This window comes from Caballeronia zhejiangensis (assembly GCF_000698575.1).
Classification (GTDB): Bacteria; Pseudomonadota; Gammaproteobacteria; order Burkholderiales; family Burkholderiaceae; genus Caballeronia; species Caballeronia zhejiangensis.
The window spans coordinates 1-16,700 of the sequence record NZ_JFHD01000026.1; the positions used below are offsets into that span (position 1 = coordinate 1).

Below are 16,700 nucleotides of genomic sequence, written 5' to 3' on the forward strand. Positions count from 1 at the left end.
CCGGCATTCGATTCGCGTAAACTAGGATCGCTCACCCGAGCGGTCCTTTCGTCTTTCCGGCAGCCGACACCGATGAACACGATTCATGTCACGAATGGCGATAGCGCGGCCCAATCGCTCACCGAAGCCCTGCTGCGCGCGGAACGCGATGAGCGCGTCATTGCGCTGCGCGACGATCTCGCCGTCGGTCCGCTTAGGGACATCGACGAATCCGTGCTCGCGCGCGCCACGTTCTGGCGTCAGATCATAACGAGCGGCATCGACTTCGAAGACGAACTCGAACAGCAACAGGCGCTCTTCACCCGCCTCGCGCGCGGCGACGGACAGATCGTCGTGTGGCACGGTCAGAGCGCGGCGGATCAGCTCACGTTGCGACGCGTCGCCTATCATCTGCGCAATGCGCCGCAGCGCCTGAACGAAGCAAAACTCACGTACGACGATCTGTCGATCGGAACCGACGACAGCGAGCCGCAACGCGTCAGCCGCGAAGACCGCGCGACGGCCGTCGGCATGTTCTCGCCGAAGCAACTGGTCGCGAAGCTGCCGACCGCCGCGCCCATTTCCGTGCTGCGCATCAGCCGGCTCGCGCTCGAATGGCAGGAAGCGAAGTACGCCAACGCGGAAACGCGCCGGCTGCGCGACAACATGCTCGTATCGGGAACGTGGACCGACGTCGACGAAGCGCTGCTCGATCTCGCCAGTCCAGAATGGAAGCCGGCCGCCCGCATCGCCGGCGCGGCGATGGCACAGCGCTTCGATTTCCTGCTCTCCGATGCCGTCGCGTTCTGGCGTTGCCGCGAACTCGTGATGGCGGGACGGCTTAAAATCCGCGGCACGCCGTCCGAAATCAGTCAGGCCGAACTGCGCCGCTGAATCCATATTTATAAGAACGCATTCTTCGAACACATGGCCCGTACCAAAGCGCCCGATCACGAGACGCAACGCGAACAGATCCTCGAACTCGCCGCCGCGAAATTCGCGCAGACGAGCTATCCCAGTACCTCAATGGCCGATCTCGCCGCGGCGAGCGGCACGTCGAAAGCCCGCCTCTATCACTATTACGAGAGCAAGGAAGCGATCCTCTTCGATCTGCTCGATCGCTACACGAAGCGGCTGATGCTGATCATCGCGGAGGTCGAAGGCGCGAGCCAGCGGCGCGGACTGGGCGAGCGCGAGGCGTTCGCCGAGCTCGTGCGCGCGTTCCTCGCCGAATATGAGACGTCGCACAGCCGGCACGTTGCGCTGCTGAACGACGTGAAGTATCTCGAAGAGGCGCAGCGCGAAATCGTCCTCGATCGTCAGCGCGACATCGTGGCGGCGTTCGCGCGACAACTGGCGCGCGCGTATCCGAAACGCGCGACCAAGGACAATCAGACCGCCCTCACGATGATGGTGTTCGGCATGATCAACTGGACGTTCACCTGGCTCAAGCCGGGCGGAAAGCTCGGCTACAGCGAATTCGCCGAGCAGGTCGTCGACATGATCGAAAATGGGTTAAACGTCGACCGTTAGAAAATGCTGCGGCACAACAGACTCACCGGTCGGTGAACCGTTGCGTTCACGCCAACCTGTTAAGCGACTGATTTCATTGACCTAAATTGATTTCAGCGCACGTTTAGAACGTCACACCTAATCGGTTTTAAGGGTTTTCCCGTACTCGCTTCTCCCAGATCGGCTAGAATTCGTTTTGCTTTGCAGCACGCTGCATGACGAATCGAAGGAGAAACGACCGTGGAACTGACTATCAACCGCACTGCCGAGCAGATCGTCGCGCACGATCAGCCGCTCAAAGACGCGCGTATGCCGGTTCTCGTCCGCGAGTTGTCTTCGGCGGATCGCGAGCGTCTCCTCACGCACTTCCTCGCGCTCGATGAAGACGACCGTCTTCTGCGGTTCGGCCAGATCGTGCCGGACCACGTCATCGAGAACTACGTGCGCAACATCAATTTCGCGGACGACAAGGTGTTCGGTGTCTTCGGCAGCGCGCTGGAATTGATCGGCGTCGGCCATCTGGCCTATCTGCCCGCCGAAGGCGACAAGCGCACCGCCGAGTTCGGCGTGTCGGTGCTCGAAAGCGCCCGCGGCCGCGGCGTCGGCTCGAAGCTCTTCGAGCGCGCCGCCATGCGCAGCCGCAACACGCACGTGTCGGTGCTCTACATGCACTGCCTGTCGCGCAACTCGACCATGATGCACATCGCGAAGAAGTCGGGCATGAAGATCGAGTACGCGTACGGCGAAGCGGACGCCTATCTGTCGCTCGCGCCGGCCGATCAGACCAGCATCATGGCCGAAATGCTCCAGGAACAAGCGGCCGTGTTCGACTACGCGATCAAGCGCCAGGCGCATCGTGCGTCGCAGGTTTTTCAGGCGTTCGTTCCGACGGCGGACGCAGCTTAACCATCATCGAGAACAGCGCGGGGTTTGCGCTGCGAGCGGGACCAGCAAGGGCGGCATCGACCGCCCTTTTTCATTTCAGCGCAACGGCAGAACCGTCGTCTCCTTGATGCGCTCCAGCGAGAAGCTCGAGCGTACGTCGATCACCGATGGATGATGCAGCAGCTCGTCCTGCACGAAGCGCGAAAAGTCATCCATGTCGCGCACTTGCACGCGCAGCAGAAAATCCATCTCGCCGGTCATCGCGTCGCACGCAACGACTTCCGGCCATGAACGCACGGCTTCGCGAAAGAGATCGCCGTGCGTCGGCGCCTTCGGTGTGCCCGCCGCGGCCTGCGTGCCGCCGCGCTTTTCCAGACGCACGTTGATATAGGCAAGCAAGCCGAGCCCGAGTTTTTTTGCGTCGAGCAACGCGACGTACCCGCGAATGACGCCGATCTCCTCCAGCCGACGGATGCGCCGCAAGCACGGACTCGGCGACAGATTCACGCGCTCGGCGATCTCCTGATTCGACAGCCGGCCATTTTCCTGAAGGATCGCAAGAATGCGGCGGTCTATCATGTCCAATTCGGGTTCGGCCATTTCATAGCTCCGGAATGCACTCGATTAGCAGTATCGTGCGCAATCTTATGAATGCGCGATTTGTTTCGCAAGTTTTTGCCATCGCCATCTGACTAAACTGTCTTCACGTCGCGCACACGCGCCGCACGCCAATCAGGAGACATGCATGACCGCAACGACTTGGGACAATCCCGTCGGCACCGACGGCTTCGAGTTCATCGAATACACCGCGCCGGATCCCGTCGCGCTCGGGAAACTGTTCGAGCAGATGGGCTTCACGGCGATCGCGAAGCATCGTCACAAGGATGTGACGCTGTATCGGCAAGGGGAAATCAACTTCATCGTGAACGCGGAGCCGGATTCCTTCGCGCAGCGCTTTGCGCGTCTGCACGGGCCGTCGATCTGCGCGATCGCGTTCCGCGTCGCCGATGCCGCCAAGGCGTATCAGCGCGCGCTCGAACTCGGCGCCTGGGGTTTCGACAACAAGACCGGTCCGATGGAGCTGAATATCCCGGCGATCAAGGGCATCGGCGATTCGCTGATCTATTTCGTGGATCGCTGGCGCGGCAAGAACGGCGCGCAGCCGGGCAGCATCGGCGATATCAGCATTTACGACGTCGATTTCGAGCCGATCCCGGGCGCGGAGCAGAATCCGGTCGGCCACGGCCTCACGTATATCGATCACCTGACGCACAACGTGCATCGCGGCCGCATGGTCGAATGGGCGGAGTTCTACGAGCGGCTCTTCAACTTCCGCGAAGTGCGTTACTTCGATATCGAAGGCAAGGTGACGGCAGTGAAGTCGAAAGCGATGACCTCGCCGTGCGGCAAGATCCGCATTCCGATCAACGAGGAAGGCTCGGAGAACGCCGGCCAGATTCAGGAATATCTCGACGCGTATCACGGCGAAGGCATTCAGCACATCGCGCTCGGCACGGGCGACATTTACGGCACCGTCGACGGACTGCGCGGCGCGAAGATCGCGCTGCTCGATACCATCGACACGTATTACGAACTCGTCGATCGTCGCGTGCCGGGGCATTGCGAATCCGTCGCGGAACTGAAAAAGCGCAAGATTCTGATCGACGGCACCAAGGACGAAATCCTGTTGCAGATCTTCACGGAGAACCAGATTGGGCCGATCTTCTTCGAGATCATTCAGCGCAAGGGCAATCAGGGCTTCGGCGAAGGCAACTTCAAGGCGCTGTTCGAATCGATCGAACTGGATCAAATGCGCCGTGGCGTGCTGAAGGACACCACCGCGAGTTAAGAAATACGAGCGGCACAAAAAAAGGGACATGAATTTCATGTCCCTTTTTCCATTCCGGCGGCCCGCTTTGTCGGCGCGGACCGCGACGATCGGGTCAGCCCGCCGTCTCGTCGTCGCTGCTTTCGGATTCGCGGCGCTGTTGGGCGCCAGCCTGAACCGACTGAACGCGCACTTGCGCGACCTGTGCAACCGACGACGCCCCGAACGGCGAGGCATTATTCGCCCGTGCGCCGCCAACGGGCGCGCTAATGGCGAAAAAGGCTGCCGAAACCATCAAGAAATTCTGGATGTGGCGTTGTTTCATCGTTATCTCCTTCTAACTGCTTGCGTACAACTCGCTTTCGGAAGCCAAAACGTGCTTAAAAAGATGGCACGGGATTTCCGGAAGCGCCATTTTAGACAGAGCTGAGCGGCAGGGTTCCGCAGATCGGTCGGTTTTACACGATGTAACAAAACCTTCCCGATCACGGTCAAATCGTCAAGGAATTGACGCAAAGCGCAACCAAGCGAGGAATTTTTAACGGGTTTGTCCCACTGTCTCGAAAACCCTTAGACCGGCAAACTGGAATCCCGGCCCGACCGTTCATAAGACGCGACGGCCCGAAACATGCTTTGGTGATCCCAAACCTCGGGTGGAGGAAGACACATAATGAACGCCCCGCTAGACGCAGAACAAAGAGCTTCGCTAGAAGCCGCGCTGAAGTCCGTCACGCTCGACGACAAATACACGCTCGAACGCGGCCGCGCCTACATGAGCGGCATCCAGGCGCTGGTGCGTCTGCCGATGCTCCAGCAAGAGCGCGACAAAGCCGCTGGTCTCAATACGGCCGGATTCATCTCCGGTTATCGCGGTTCTCCCCTCGGTGGCCTCGATCAGTCCCTCTGGAAGGCGAAGAAGCATCTCGCCGGGCATCAGATCGTGTTTCAGCCGGGCGTGAACGAAGATCTGGCCGCCACCGCCGTGTGGGGCTCGCAGCAAGTCAACCTGTACCCGAGCGCCAAATACGACGGCGTTTTCTCGATGTGGTACGGCAAAGGTCCGGGCGTCGATCGCTCGGGCGATGTCTTCAAGCACGGCAACTCCGCTGGCTCCGCGAAGCACGGCGGCGTTCTCGTGCTCGCCGGCGACGACCATGCCGCGAAATCGTCGACGCTCGCGCATCAGTCGGAGCACATTTTCAAGGCGTGCGGACTGCCGGTGCTGTTTCCGTCGAACGTGCAGGAATATCTCGATTTCGGCCTGCACGGCTGGGCGATGTCGCGCTACTCCGGCCTGTGGGTCGCGATGAAATGCGTGACAGATGTCGTCGAGTCGTCGGCTTCGGTCGATATCGATCCGCATCGCACGCAAATCGTGCTGCCCACCGATTTCGCGATGCCCGACGGCGGCCTGAACATCCGCTGGCCCGATCCGCCGCTCGTGCAGGAAGCGCGTCTGCTCGACTACAAGTGGTACGCGGCGCTGGCCTATGTGCGCGCGAACAAGCTCGACCGGGTGGAAATCGATTCGCCGCACGCGCGCTTCGGCATCATGACCGGCGGCAAGGCGTATCTCGACGTGCGTCAGGCGCTGACCGATCTCGGCCTCGATGACGCGACGTGTTCGCAAATCGGCATTCGTCTCTACAAGGTCGGCTGCGTGTGGCCGCTGGAAGCGCAAGGCGCGCAGGAATTCGCGCGCGGGCTGGAAGAGATTCTCGTCGTCGAAGAAAAGCGCCAGATTCTCGAATACGCGATCAAGGAAGAGCTGTACAACTGGCCAGATGCGCAACGTCCGCGCGTCTACGGCAAGTTCGACGAGAAAGACGGCGCCGGCGGCGAATGGTCCGTGCCGATGGGCAACTGGCTTCTGCCCGCGCACTACGAGCTGTCGCCCGCGATCATCGCGAAGGCGATCGCCACGCGCCTCGAAAAGTTCGATCTCCCCGCCGACGTGCGTGCGCGCATCGCGACGCGCCTCGCCGTGATCGACGCGAAGGAGAAATCGCTCGCGCGGCCGCGCGTCGAGGCGGAGCGCAAGCCGTGGTTCTGCTCGGGCTGTCCGCACAATACGTCGACGAACGTGCCGGAAGGATCGCGCGCGATGGCCGGAATCGGCTGTCACTACATGACGGTCTGGATGGACCGCAACACGAGCACGTTCAGCCAGATGGGCGGCGAAGGCGTCGCGTGGGTCGGCCAGGCGCCGTTCTCGAACGACAAGCACGTCTTCGCGAATCTCGGCGACGGCACGTACTTCCATTCGGGCCTGCTCGCGATCCGCGCGGCGATCGCGGCGAAGGTGAACATCACCTACAAGATTCTTTACAACGATGCCGTCGCGATGACGGGCGGCCAGCCCGTCGACGGCGTGCTGACCGTGCCGCAGATCACGCATCAGCTCGCGGCGGAGGGCGCGGCGAAGATCGTCATCGTCACGGATGAGCCGGAGAAGTACACGGCGAATGTCGGACTCGCGCCGGGCATCGACGTGCATCATCGCGATGAACTCGACGATATCCAGCGCCAGTTGCGCGACATTCCGGGCACGTCGATCCTGATCTACGACCAGACCTGCGCCACCGAGAAACGGCGTCGCCGCAAACGCGGCGCGTTTCCCGATCCGGCGAAGCGCGTCGTCATCAACGAGGCCGTGTGCGAAGGTTGCGGCGATTGCTCGGTGAAGTCGAATTGCCTGTCGGTGGAACCGCTCGAAACCGAGTACGGCACGAAGCGGCAGATCAACCAGTCGACGTGCAACAAGGACTATTCGTGTCTGAACGGCTTCTGCCCGAGCTTCGTCACGGTGGAAGGCGGGCAGTTGAAGAAACCCAAGGCGACGAGCGTCGCGAGCGATGCGATGCCCGCCGTGCCCACGCCCGAGCTGCCGGAAATCGGGCGGCCGTATGGCGTGCTGGTTACGGGCGTCGGCGGAACGGGCGTCGTGACGATCGGCGCGCTGCTCGGCATGGCGGCGCATCTGGAGCAGAAAGGCGTCACCGTGCTCGACGTCACCGGTCTCGCGCAGAAAGGCGGCGCCGTGATGAGCCACGTGCAGATCGCGAATCGTCCTGCCGATATCCACGCGACGCGCATCGCGATGGGCGAGGCGGATCTCGTCATCGGCTGCGACGCGATCGTGACCGCGAGCAACGAATGCGGCTCGCGGATGCAGCCGGACCACACGCGTGTCGTCGTGAACAGCGCGCAAACGCCGACCGCCGAGTTCATCAAGAATCCGAACTGGAGCTTTCCGGGCGCGAGCGCCGAGGCGGATATCCGCGCGGCGGCGGGCGAGCACGTCGCGCTCGTCGATGCCAACCGCTTCGCCGTCGCGCTGATGGGCGACGCGATTTATACGAATCCGTTCGTGCTCGGGTTTGCGTGGCAGAAGGGCTGGGTGCCGCTGCGGCATGAATCGCTGGTGCGCGCGATCGAATTGAACGCGGTGCAGGTCGAGAAGAATCTCGCGGCGTTCGAATGGGGACGACGCGCGGCGCACGATCTTTCGTCGGTTACGCGGCTCGCTCACGGGACGCACACGCAAGACGCGCCGGGCAAGATCATTGCGCTGCATACGCCGAAGGCGCTCGATACGCTCATCGACAAGCGGCTCGACTATCTCGCGAAGTATCAGAACACGGCTTATGCGGCGCGGTATGGGCGGCTGGTCGCGTCGGTGCGCGCGAAGGAAGCGGAACTCGGAACCGGTGATTATTCGTTGACGGAAGCTGTCGCGAAGAATCTTCACAAGCTCATGGCTTATAAGGACGAGTACGAAGTCGCGCGCCTGTATGCCGATCCGGTTTTCCTCGACAAGATTCGCGGGAGCTTCGAAGGCGACTGGAAGATCAAGGTGCATCTCGCGCCGCCTTCCTTGTCGAAGAAGGATTCGCATGGGCATCTGGTGAAGAAGCAGTACGGCCCGTGGATGATGTCCGCGATGCGTGTTCTCGCTCGTTTCAAGTTCCTGCGCGGGACGGCGCTCGACCCGTTCGGACGCACGGAGGAGCGGAAGATGGAGCGCGCGTTGATCGGCGAATACGAAGGGCTGGTGAAGGAGCTGATCGGCGGATTGACGGCAGAGAAGCTGCCGCTCGCGATCGAACTGGCGAATCTGCCGGATTCGATGCGCGGGTATGGGCACATCAAGGAAAACAACGTGAAGGCCGCGAAGCTGAAGTGGGAGAAGTTGCTGGGACGGTGGCGCGATCCGCAGGGCGACGAAAAGCGACAAGTAGCCTGACGCGCTGGCTCAAAAAAAAACGGCGATCCGTTCCCGGATCGCCGTTTTTCTTTCAGCGCAGCAAATAAACCTTACTTCGCCACGCGCGCATTCGCGCTCGCCACCGCCGTCATATTGATGATCCGACGCACGGTCGCCGCCGGCGTGAGGATATGAACCGGCTTCGCGGCACCCAACAAGAACGGCCCGACCGTCACGCCTTCGCCGCTCACCATCTTGAGCAGGTTATACGTGATGTTCGCCGCCTCGACGTTCGGCATGATGAGCAGATTCGCCTCGCCATGCAGCGTCGTGCCGGGGAACGAAGCCTTGCGCACGGCTTCCGACAAAGCCGCGTCGCCGTGCATTTCACCGTCGATTTCGAGATCCGGCGCGCGCTCGGCGATCAGCTTGCGCGCTTCGGCCATCCGGCTCGCCGATGCGCTCGGCACGCTGCCGAAGTTCGAATTCGACAGCAGCGCGACCTTCGGCTGCACGCCGAAACGCTCGATCTCGCGCGCGGCGAGAATCGTCATGTCGGCGAGTTGTTCGGCCGTCGGCGTCTCATTGACGTACGTGTCGCTGATGAACAGATTGCGCCCTTGCAGCATCAGCAAGTTCATCGCCGCGAAGTTGTTGGCGCCTTCGGCCTTGCCGAGCACCTGATCGATGAACTTCAGATGATCCTGATACGTGTCGATGAGACCGCAGATCATCCCGTCCGCGTCGCCGGTATGAACCAGAATCGCGCCGATCAGCGTGTTGAACTTGCGCAGCGCGGCCTTCGCGCTTTCGGGCGTCACGCCCTGACGCGCGGCGATCTCGTGATACGCCTGCCAGCTCTTCTGATAACGCGGATCGTCTTCCGGATTCACGATCTCGAAATCGACGCCTGGCTTCAGCTTCGAGCCCATCTTCTGCAGACGCATCTCGACGACCGCCGGACGCCCGATGATGATCGGCTTCGCGATCTTCTCCAGCAGCACGAACTGCGCGGCGCGCAGCACGCGCTCGTCCTCGCCTTCCGCGAACGCGATGCGCGCCGGCGCCGCCTTCGCCGCCGCGAACACCGGGCGCATCACCATGCCCGTGCGATACACCGTCGCGCCGAGCGTCTCGCGATACGCGTCCATGTCCTTGATCGGACGCGTCGCCACGCCCGAATCCATCGCGGCTTGCGCGACAGCCGGCGCGATCTTGATGATGAGGCGCGGATCGAACGGCTTCGGAATCAGATATTCCGGACCGAATTCCAGCGAATGACCTTCGTATGCCTTCGCGACTTCATCGCCCTGATCGGTCTCTTCGGCGAGTTCCGCGATCGCGCGCACGCACGCGAGCTTCATCTCTTCGGTGATCGTCGTCGCGCCGACATCCAGCGCGCCGCGGAAGATAAACGGAAAGCACAGCACGTTGTTGACCTGGTTCGGATAGTCCGAACGGCCCGTCGCGACGATACAGTCCGGACGCACGCGCTTCGCTTCTTCCGGGCGGATTTCCGGCTCGGGATTCGCGAGCGCGAGAATCAGCGGCTTGTCGGCCATCGTCTGGACCATCTCGGCCTTCAGCACCCCCGCGCTCGAACAGCCGAGGAACACGTCGCAGCCGTGCATCGCATCGGCGAGGGTGCGCGCGTCGGTCGACGCCTGATAGCGCTCCTTCGACGCATCCAGATTGCCGCGGCCTTCGTAGATCACGCCCTTCGAATCGATCACGAGCGTGTTCGACTTCTTCAAACCCAGATGCACGAGCAGATCCAGACACGCGATCGCCGCCGCGCCCGCGCCCGAGCAGACGAGCTTCACTTCCTCGAGCTTCTTGCCGACCACTTTCAGGCCATTGAGAATCGCCGCCGAAGCGATAATCGCCGTGCCGTGCTGATCGTCATGGAAAACGGGAATCTTCATGCGCTCGCGCAGCTTCTTCTCGATATAGAAGCATTCCGGCGCCTTGATGTCTTCGAGATTGATGCCGCCGAGCGTCGGTTCGAGCATCGCGATCGCATCGACGAGTTTGTCCGGATCGGTTTCAGCCAACTCGATGTCGAACACGTCGATGCCCGCGAACTTCTTGAACAGGCACCCTTTGCCTTCCATTACCGGCTTGGCCGCGAGCGGGCCGATGTTGCCGAGTCCCAGCACGGCCGTGCCGTTCGTCACGACGCCGACGAGATTCGCGCGCGACGTGTACTTCTGCGCGTCGAGCGGTTCGTCGTAGATCGCCATGCAAGCGGCCGCGACGCCCGGCGAATACGCGAGCGAGAGATCGAGCTGGTTGGATAGCGGCTTGGTCGGAGTAACCGAAATCTTGCCGGGGCGGGGATTCTGGTGATACGCGAGGGCGCTTTGCTTGAGTTGTTCGTCCATGATTGACCTGAGACGTTTGGGAATTATTTGAACAGGGTTCACACTGCCGTCGACCGTGCTGCAATGAATGCGGAAATGTGAATCGATGGACCAAGTATCACGGCTCGGCACGTCGGATAGACGCAACGTGCCGCTCGGAAGGATGTGACGAGCGGACGGAGCCTTGGTTTTTTTGGGACGTCCAGTGTACACCGCGCACTTGAAATGACGCGATGCAACGTTTCAGCGCAATTTCGTCCGATGAAGCACGCTCAGACGAGCTCGGCGCCGCGCTTTTCGGGGATCAGAAAGAGCGTCGCGATGACATCGAGCAGATAGATCGACGCGAGGAACGCGAGCGCGACCGCGAACGAATAGCGCGCCGCCAGCGCGCCGACCGCGACCGGTCCCAGACCGCCCACCGCGCGCCCGATGTTGAACAGCACGTTCTGCGCTGTCGCGCGCGCTTCGGTCGGATAGATTTCGGAGATCAGCGCGCCGTAGCCGCCGAGCATGCCGTTCACGAACACGCCCATCACCGCGCCGCCGATCAGCAACGCGGACGGGCTCGTCAGATTGGAGTAGACGAAGACCATCGCGACCGCGCCGATCTGATAGACGAGAAACGCGGGCTTGCGCCCGAAGCGATCCGCCGCGAGACCGAACAGCCAAATGCCGAGCGCCATGCCGAGCACGGTGGCCGCGGTCCAGAGACCGGATCTCGTGAGCGAGTAGCCGAACGTCTTCGACAGATAGCTCGGCAGCCAGATCATCAGCCCGTAATAGCCGAAGTTCTGCACCGAGCACAGAATGATGACGCCGATGCTCGCGCGCGCGGTGCGGGCGTCGTCGAAGAGACGTTTGAGCGGCAGCTTGCGGGCGCGGTTCGCTTTCGCGGCCGCGCGGCGTTCGGTGAAGAGCGCGGGTTCCTCCACATGCCGCCGCACGAAAAACGACGCCACCGCCGGCAGCAGCCCCACCGCGAACATGCCGCGCCAGCCGATCAGGGGGAGGAGCAACGGCGTGACGAGCGCGGCGGCGAGCACGCCCAGTTGCCAGCCGATTCCGACATACGACGACACGCGCGCCCGCAAACGCGCGGGCCACGCCTCGGCGACGAGCGCCATGCCGATGCCGAATTCCCCGCCCAGCCCGATCCCGGCGATGGTGCGGTAAATCAGAAGATCGCCATAGCCCTGCGCGAGCGCGCATAAACCGGTGAAGACGGCGAACACGAGAATCGTCCAGGTCAACATGCGGACGCGGCCGAAATAGTCGGACAGCATGCCGAACACGATGCCGCCCGCGACCGCGCCGGCGAGCGTCCACGTGACGAGCGCGCCGGATTGCGCGGGCGTGAGATGCAGGTCGGCGGCGATCGCGGGCAGCATGAAGCCGAGAATCAGCAGATCGAAGCCGTCCATCGCGTAGCCGAGAACGGACGCGATGAGCGCCTGCAGCGCGTGGCGCGTGGGCGCGACGCTGGAATCTTGTGTAGAGGGAACGGATGTCATCGGCGATGTGAAGTTGCGCAACAGCGCCGCGAGTTTACGCGCGAGCGGCGCGGCTTCACAACCTGCAAACAATTCGCCCCGCCTCGCCGCCTCGGGTAAAATGGCGGGCTAGCTGTGCATGGGACGGCCTTAAGGCGCCGAACTAAGGCGCCGAAGCGCCAAGTCCCGTCGACACGCGCGCAGGAAACGCCAAAAGCCATCCGAAAGGAATGCTCTTTCCGCGTTGATCCATGCGCCAGGGCCCGCGCGGCCGCCTCCCGCTTTCCAAGCGCCACACAAGTCCAAGGATTCGCCCATGACAGGCTTCGATCGCCAGACGATCTCCGACACCACCGCCAAGATGTTGCTCGAAGTGCAGGCGGTGCACTTCAACGCGGAAAAACCGTACATCTTCACGTCCGGTTGGGCGAGCCCCGTGTATATCGATTGCCGCAAGCTGATCTCCTACCCGCGCGTGCGCCGCGGCCTGATGGAGATGGCCGAAGCGACCATTCTGCGCGACGTCGGCTACGAGCAGATCGACGCGGTCGCCGGCGGCGAGACCGCTGGCATCCCGTTCGCGGCGTGGATCGCCGATCGCCTGATGGTGCCGATGCAATATGTGCGCAAGAAGCCGAAGGGCTTCGGCCGCAACGCGCAGATCGAAGGTTTGCTGACCGAAGGCCAGCGCGTGCTGCTGGTCGAGGACCTGACCACCGACAGCCGCAGCAAGATCAACTTCATCAACGCGCTGCGCACCGCGGGCGCGACGGTGAATCACTGCTTCGTGCTCTTCCACTACAACATCTTCAAGGAAAGCGTGTCCGTGCTGAAGGACATCGACGTCGATCTGCACGCGCTCGCCACATGGTGGGACGTGCTGCGCGTCGCGAAGGAACAGGGCTATTTCGAGACGAAGACGCTCGATGAAGTCGAGAAATTCCTGCATGCGCCGGCGGAATGGTCGGCCGCGCACGGCGGTGCAACTGCGGCTCCGCAATAAATATTGACAGTCGCAAGGCAATGAAAATGCAAAAAACCGCTGATTAAACTCAGCGGTTTTTTTAATTCTGCAAGCGGACGAACTAAAGCGAGTTCGGATTGGAAAGCGAGGAATCGTCGAGCGAGCCGTCGCCGGAATACGCCGACAGGTTCATTAATCCGTTGCTTTGCGCGTACTGAAACAATTCCGAATCGCGCTCGATGCCGAGTTTGCGCATCGCCGTATTCTTTTGCGTGCTGATCGTCTTGATACTGCGCCGCAATTGAGCCGCAATTTCGGTGATCGTCATGCCCGAGACGAACAGGCGCACCACTTCGAGCTCGCGCTTGGACAGGATGACGCTGCGCTGCTGCCCGCTCGCGCCGAGGCCCATGCTGTCGAGCGCGACCTTCACCGACGGCCCGAGGTATTCCTGGCCGCGCATCACGTGCTGGATCGCCCAGCCGATGTGATTCATGTCGTCGGCCTTATTGATGATGGACATCACGCCGACCTCGCGCAAACGTTTGAGCAACGCCGGATTCTCGAGCATCGTCAGCACGACGAGTTTGACCCGCGGGAATTGCCGTCCGATGTAGCCGAGCAAGGGCATGCCGTCGCCGTACGAACCGCCGGGCATGGCGAGATCGGTGACGAGAACGTCGCATGGAGACTTCTGAAGCAACTGGATGAGTTCGGTCGACTGACGCGCCTGCCCGACGACGTCAACCTCCGGAAACTTGTTGAGCGCCTGCGTCGCGCCGAAAAGGATCACCGGATGGTCGTCTGCGATAATGACTTTTATTCGCTGGCTCATTTAACTCTCCTGTATTTCAGTCGATTTGTTGCCGCGCGAATCTGCATCGAATTACTCATTTCTACATTCAATAGAGTCGGAAGTCGTCGCCGTCAAGGCGCTGCTTTCACTACGTCCAAACCTGCGAGCGCACAATGCGCCATCGGTTAAGTCCCAAGGAATCCAAGCTTTAATGCTTTGTTGCAATGTTAAACTGCAAGCTGGTCCGAAGCGCATCACTGAGACAAAAAACATCGTTGCGGCCAGCGAAACGCTGCTATAACGCGCGGCGATACTGACAGGAGTTCAGCCCATGCGCCTCACCGGCCGACGCGTGAGTTCGAGTGGCCATGTCGTATCAGTACTGTTCATCGCCTTGGCGGCGGCGGTTTTTCCCATTTCGCGCGACGCTGCGGCCGATCCGGTCTTCACCGTGACCAGTACGGATCTCGCGCCGGGCAAGACTATCGGGCGCGATCTGCTTTTCGATCAATCCGAGTGCAAGGGCGGCAACCGATCGCCGCAAATTTCCTGGCATGGCGCGCCTTCGAACGCGCGCAGCTTCGCCGTGACCATCTTCGACCCCGACGCGCCGGGGCGCGGATGGTGGCACTGGGCCGTCGCCGGCATTCCCGCCGGCACGGATCGGCTGCCGAACAACGCGAGCGCTTCGGGCGCGCTGCGCAAGCTGGGCGCCATCGAATCGCGCAACGACTGGGACACGGACGGCTACGGCGGCCCCTGCCCGCCGCCCGGCAAGCCGCATCGCTACATCGTGACCGTGTACGCGCTCAACAGCGCCGATCTACGCTTGCGCCAGGGCACGCCCGCACTCATGTTCGAACACGAAATCCGCACAATGGCCATCGCCAGCGCGCGACTCACCTTCACATACGGGCGATAGTCGGACGTCGAGAACCGTGCGGTCGCGCCGGTCGGTCAAAAATTGTCTTTGCTAGACTGGCCCGAACCGTCCGCACGGCGCGCCTTCGGCGTGTGCCGCCGCGCACGGACCGACCTCGGGGACACCATGCCGAACATCGTCATCGTTTATCACAGCGGCTACGGCCACACGAAGAAGGTCGCGGACGCCGTGCTCGGCGGCGCAACGGACGCCGGCGCGAACGTGAAGCTGATCGCCGTCGGCGAGCTCGACGACGCTGGCTGGGCCGAACTCGACGCCGCCGACGCCATCGTTTTCGGCGCGCCGACCTACATGGGCGGGCCGTCCGCCGATTTCAAGAAATTCGCCGATGCAAGCTCGAAACCGTGGTTCGCGCAGAAATGGAAGGACAAGATCGCGGCCGGCTTCACGAATTCGGCGCACATGAACGGCGACAAATTCCTGACGATCTCGTATTTCGTAACGCTCGCCATGCAGCACGGCATGGTCTGGGTCGGCACGGGCATGATGCCGTCGAACACGAAGGCGGCCACGCGCAACGACCTGAATTTCGTCGGCGGATTCACCGGACTGCTCACGCAATCGCCCGCGGATGCCTCGCCGGAGGAAGCGCCGCCGATCGGCGATTTGGAGACGGCGAAGGTTTTCGGCGCGCGCGTCGCGGCTGTGACGGCGCGCTGGATCGGCGATCGCGCCGCCGTCGACAACGACGGACATCAACCCGCCTCGAATTCGCACTAAAATGTCCGTTTTGCGGCGAGCGCCCGCACGAACCAGCGAGATCGAGATGACCACGAAAGTATTTGTCGACGGACAGGAAGGCACCACCGGCCTGAAGATTTTCGAATATCTGTCGCAGCGCCGTGACATCGAAGTGTTGCGCATCGAGGATGCGAAGCGCAAGGACGTGGAGGAGCGCCGCCGCCTCATCAACGCATCGGACGTGACGTTCCTGTGCCTGCCGGATGTCGCGTCGCGCGAGTCGGTTTCGCTCGTCGCGCCGGACAACACGCGCACCGTGATGATCGACGCCAGCACGGCGTTCCGCACGCAGGACGACTGGGCGTACGGTCTGCCGGAGTTGTCGCGCGCGCAGCGTGAGCGCCTGCGCACGGCGAAGCGCATCGCGGTGCCGGGTTGCCACGCGTCGGCGTTCGTGCTGTCTGTGCAGCCGCTCGTCGCGGGCGGCCTCGTGCCCGCCGATTTCCACGCTCACGCCTATTCGATCACCGGCTACAGCGGCGGCGGCAAGAAGATGATCGCGGAGTACGAAGCAGGCGGCGACGACAAGCTGATGAGCCCGCGCCCGTATGCGCTCGGCCTGACGCACAAGCATCTGCCGGAAATGTCGGTGCGCACGGGTCTGAAACGCGCGCCGGTCTTCACGCCGATCGTCGGACCGTTCCTGAAAGGTCTCGCCGTGACGACGTATTTCTCGCCGGACCAGCTCGCGCGCCCGGCGAAGCCGCAGGACGTGCGCGACATGCTCGCCGAGTATTACAACAACGAGCCCTTCGTGCGCGTCATGCCGTTCGACGCTGAGAGTAACCTCGACGCCGGCTTCTTCGACGTTCAGGCGTGCAACGAAACGAATCGCGTCGATATTTTCGTATTCGGCAACGACGAGCGCTTCGTGACCGTGGCGCGCCTCGACAATCTGGGCAAGGGCGCGTCGGGCGCGGCGATCCAGTGTATGAATCTCGCGATCGGCGCCGACGAAGAGACGGGGCTCGCCCGCTGATCGAGCTTCA

Annotated in this window: 14 protein-coding genes; 9 read left to right on the top strand and 5 right to left on the bottom strand. The window is 62.2% G+C overall.

Annotation, left to right across the window (positions count from 1 at the left end; all coding sequences use genetic code 11):
* The first annotated feature begins 72 nt into the window (after positions 1-72).
* The 3 genes from BG60_RS25680 to BG60_RS25690 all read left to right on the top strand — a co-directional run bounded on the left by BG60_RS25680 (position 73) and on the right by BG60_RS25690 (position 2,397).
* The gene (locus BG60_RS25680; RefSeq protein WP_034473234.1) at positions 73-873 is read left to right on the top strand and encodes a DUF1835 domain-containing protein; all 801 of its coding nucleotides are present in this window, start codon (positions 73-75) and stop codon (positions 871-873) included.
* Positions 874-906: 33 nt separating this feature from the next.
* Positions 907-1,512, top strand: a complete 606-nt coding sequence (locus BG60_RS25685; RefSeq protein ID WP_008352714.1) for a TetR/AcrR family transcriptional regulator — start codon at positions 907-909, stop codon at positions 1,510-1,512.
* Positions 1,513-1,800: 288 nt separating this feature from the next.
* On the top strand, positions 1,801-2,397 hold the full coding sequence (locus BG60_RS25690; protein ID WP_235366314.1) for a GNAT family N-acetyltransferase: 597 nt from the start codon (positions 1,801-1,803) through the stop codon (positions 2,395-2,397).
* Between the two features lie 75 nt (positions 2,398-2,472).
* On the opposite strand, the gene BG60_RS25695 is transcribed toward BG60_RS25690, so the two are convergent.
* Complete coding sequence (locus BG60_RS25695; protein WP_008352710.1) at positions 2,473-2,976, bottom strand: Lrp/AsnC family transcriptional regulator; 504 nt, start codon at positions 2,974-2,976, stop codon at positions 2,473-2,475.
* Positions 2,977-3,121: 145 nt separating this feature from the next.
* Between BG60_RS25695 and hppD the strand changes: the two genes are divergently transcribed.
* Positions 3,122-4,225, top strand: a complete 1,104-nt coding sequence (hppD, locus tag BG60_RS25700) for a 4-hydroxyphenylpyruvate dioxygenase (protein ID WP_008352709.1) — start codon at positions 3,122-3,124, stop codon at positions 4,223-4,225.
* 94 nt (positions 4,226-4,319) lie between these two features.
* Here hppD and BG60_RS25705 read toward each other — a convergent pair whose 3' ends face one another.
* Complete coding sequence (locus BG60_RS25705) at positions 4,320-4,529, bottom strand: hypothetical protein (protein ID WP_008352707.1); 210 nt, start codon at positions 4,527-4,529, stop codon at positions 4,320-4,322.
* Between the two features lie 345 nt (positions 4,530-4,874).
* On the opposite strand from BG60_RS25705, the gene BG60_RS25710 reads away from it, so the two are divergent.
* Positions 4,875-8,450, top strand: coding sequence for an indolepyruvate ferredoxin oxidoreductase family protein (locus BG60_RS25710; protein ID WP_034473237.1), 3,576 nt, complete (start codon positions 4,875-4,877; stop codon positions 8,448-8,450).
* A gap of 71 nt (positions 8,451-8,521) precedes the next feature.
* Here the strand turns inward: BG60_RS25710 and BG60_RS25715 are convergent, their stop codons facing one another.
* Together BG60_RS25715 and BG60_RS25720 are read right to left on the bottom strand one after the other, a co-directional pair.
* Positions 8,522-10,795 (bottom strand): NADP-dependent malic enzyme, encoded by a 2,274-nt coding sequence (locus BG60_RS25715; protein WP_034473239.1) that lies wholly within the window; start codon positions 10,793-10,795, stop codon positions 8,522-8,524.
* A 251-nt stretch (positions 10,796-11,046) separates the two neighbouring features.
* Positions 11,047-12,288 carry an MFS transporter gene (locus BG60_RS25720; protein ID WP_033536942.1) on the bottom strand — a complete coding sequence of 414 codons (1,242 nt, stop codon included), beginning with the start codon at positions 12,286-12,288 and terminating at the stop codon, positions 11,047-11,049.
* A gap of 295 nt (positions 12,289-12,583) precedes the next feature.
* On the opposite strand from BG60_RS25720, the gene BG60_RS25725 reads away from it, so the two are divergent.
* On the top strand, positions 12,584-13,270 hold the full coding sequence (locus BG60_RS25725; protein WP_008352701.1) for an orotate phosphoribosyltransferase: 687 nt from the start codon (positions 12,584-12,586) through the stop codon (positions 13,268-13,270).
* A gap of 82 nt (positions 13,271-13,352) precedes the next feature.
* On the opposite strand, the gene BG60_RS25730 is transcribed toward BG60_RS25725, so the two are convergent.
* On the bottom strand, positions 13,353-14,066 hold the full coding sequence (locus BG60_RS25730; RefSeq protein ID WP_008352699.1) for a response regulator: 714 nt from the start codon (positions 14,064-14,066) through the stop codon (positions 13,353-13,355).
* A gap of 292 nt (positions 14,067-14,358) precedes the next feature.
* Between BG60_RS25730 and BG60_RS25735 the strand changes: the two genes are divergently transcribed.
* From BG60_RS25735 to argC, 3 genes are all read left to right on the top strand, one after another.
* A complete protein-coding gene (locus BG60_RS25735) occupies positions 14,359-14,949 on the top strand; it encodes a YbhB/YbcL family Raf kinase inhibitor-like protein (protein ID WP_034473241.1) in 591 nt (196 codons plus the stop codon).
* A gap of 126 nt (positions 14,950-15,075) precedes the next feature.
* Positions 15,076-15,690 carry a flavodoxin family protein gene (locus tag BG60_RS25740; protein ID WP_008352694.1) on the top strand — a complete coding sequence of 205 codons (615 nt, stop codon included), beginning with the start codon at positions 15,076-15,078 and terminating at the stop codon, positions 15,688-15,690.
* A 46-nt stretch (positions 15,691-15,736) separates the two neighbouring features.
* Entirely contained in the window at positions 15,737-16,690 is a 954-nt protein-coding gene (gene argC, locus BG60_RS25745) for an N-acetyl-gamma-glutamyl-phosphate reductase (protein WP_008352692.1), read from the top strand.
* Positions 16,691-16,700: the final 10 nt, after the last annotated feature.

What these genes read in the sequence shown, in the direction of transcription:
- BG60_RS25680 (WP_034473234.1), top strand. Translation starts at nt 73, where the DNA reads ATGAACACGATTCATGTCACGAATGGCGATAGCGCGGCCCAATCGCTC.
- BG60_RS25685 (WP_008352714.1), top strand. Translation starts at nt 907, where the DNA reads ATGGCCCGTACCAAAGCGCCCGATCACGAGACGCAACGCGAACAGATC.
- BG60_RS25690 (WP_235366314.1), top strand. Translation starts at nt 1,801, where the DNA reads ATGCCGGTTCTCGTCCGCGAGTTGTCTTCGGCGGATCGCGAGCGTCTC.
- BG60_RS25695 (WP_008352710.1), bottom strand. Translation starts at nt 2,976, where the DNA reads ATGGCCGAACCCGAATTGGACATGATAGACCGCCGCATTCTTGCGATC.
- hppD (WP_008352709.1), top strand. Translation starts at nt 3,122, where the DNA reads ATGACCGCAACGACTTGGGACAATCCCGTCGGCACCGACGGCTTCGAG.
- BG60_RS25705 (WP_008352707.1), bottom strand. Translation starts at nt 4,529, where the DNA reads ATGAAACAACGCCACATCCAGAATTTCTTGATGGTTTCGGCAGCCTTT.
- BG60_RS25710 (WP_034473237.1), top strand. Translation starts at nt 4,875, where the DNA reads ATGAACGCCCCGCTAGACGCAGAACAAAGAGCTTCGCTAGAAGCCGCG.
- BG60_RS25715 (WP_034473239.1), bottom strand. Translation starts at nt 10,795, where the DNA reads ATGGACGAACAACTCAAGCAAAGCGCCCTCGCGTATCACCAGAATCCC.
- BG60_RS25720 (WP_033536942.1), bottom strand. Translation starts at nt 12,288, where the DNA reads ATGACATCCGTTCCCTCTACACAAGATTCCAGCGTCGCGCCCACGCGC.
- BG60_RS25725 (WP_008352701.1), top strand. Translation starts at nt 12,584, where the DNA reads ATGACAGGCTTCGATCGCCAGACGATCTCCGACACCACCGCCAAGATG.
- BG60_RS25730 (WP_008352699.1), bottom strand. Translation starts at nt 14,066, where the DNA reads ATGAGCCAGCGAATAAAAGTCATTATCGCAGACGACCATCCGGTGATC.
- BG60_RS25735 (WP_034473241.1), top strand. Translation starts at nt 14,359, where the DNA reads ATGCGCCTCACCGGCCGACGCGTGAGTTCGAGTGGCCATGTCGTATCA.
- BG60_RS25740 (WP_008352694.1), top strand. Translation starts at nt 15,076, where the DNA reads ATGCCGAACATCGTCATCGTTTATCACAGCGGCTACGGCCACACGAAG.
- argC (WP_008352692.1), top strand. Translation starts at nt 15,737, where the DNA reads ATGACCACGAAAGTATTTGTCGACGGACAGGAAGGCACCACCGGCCTG.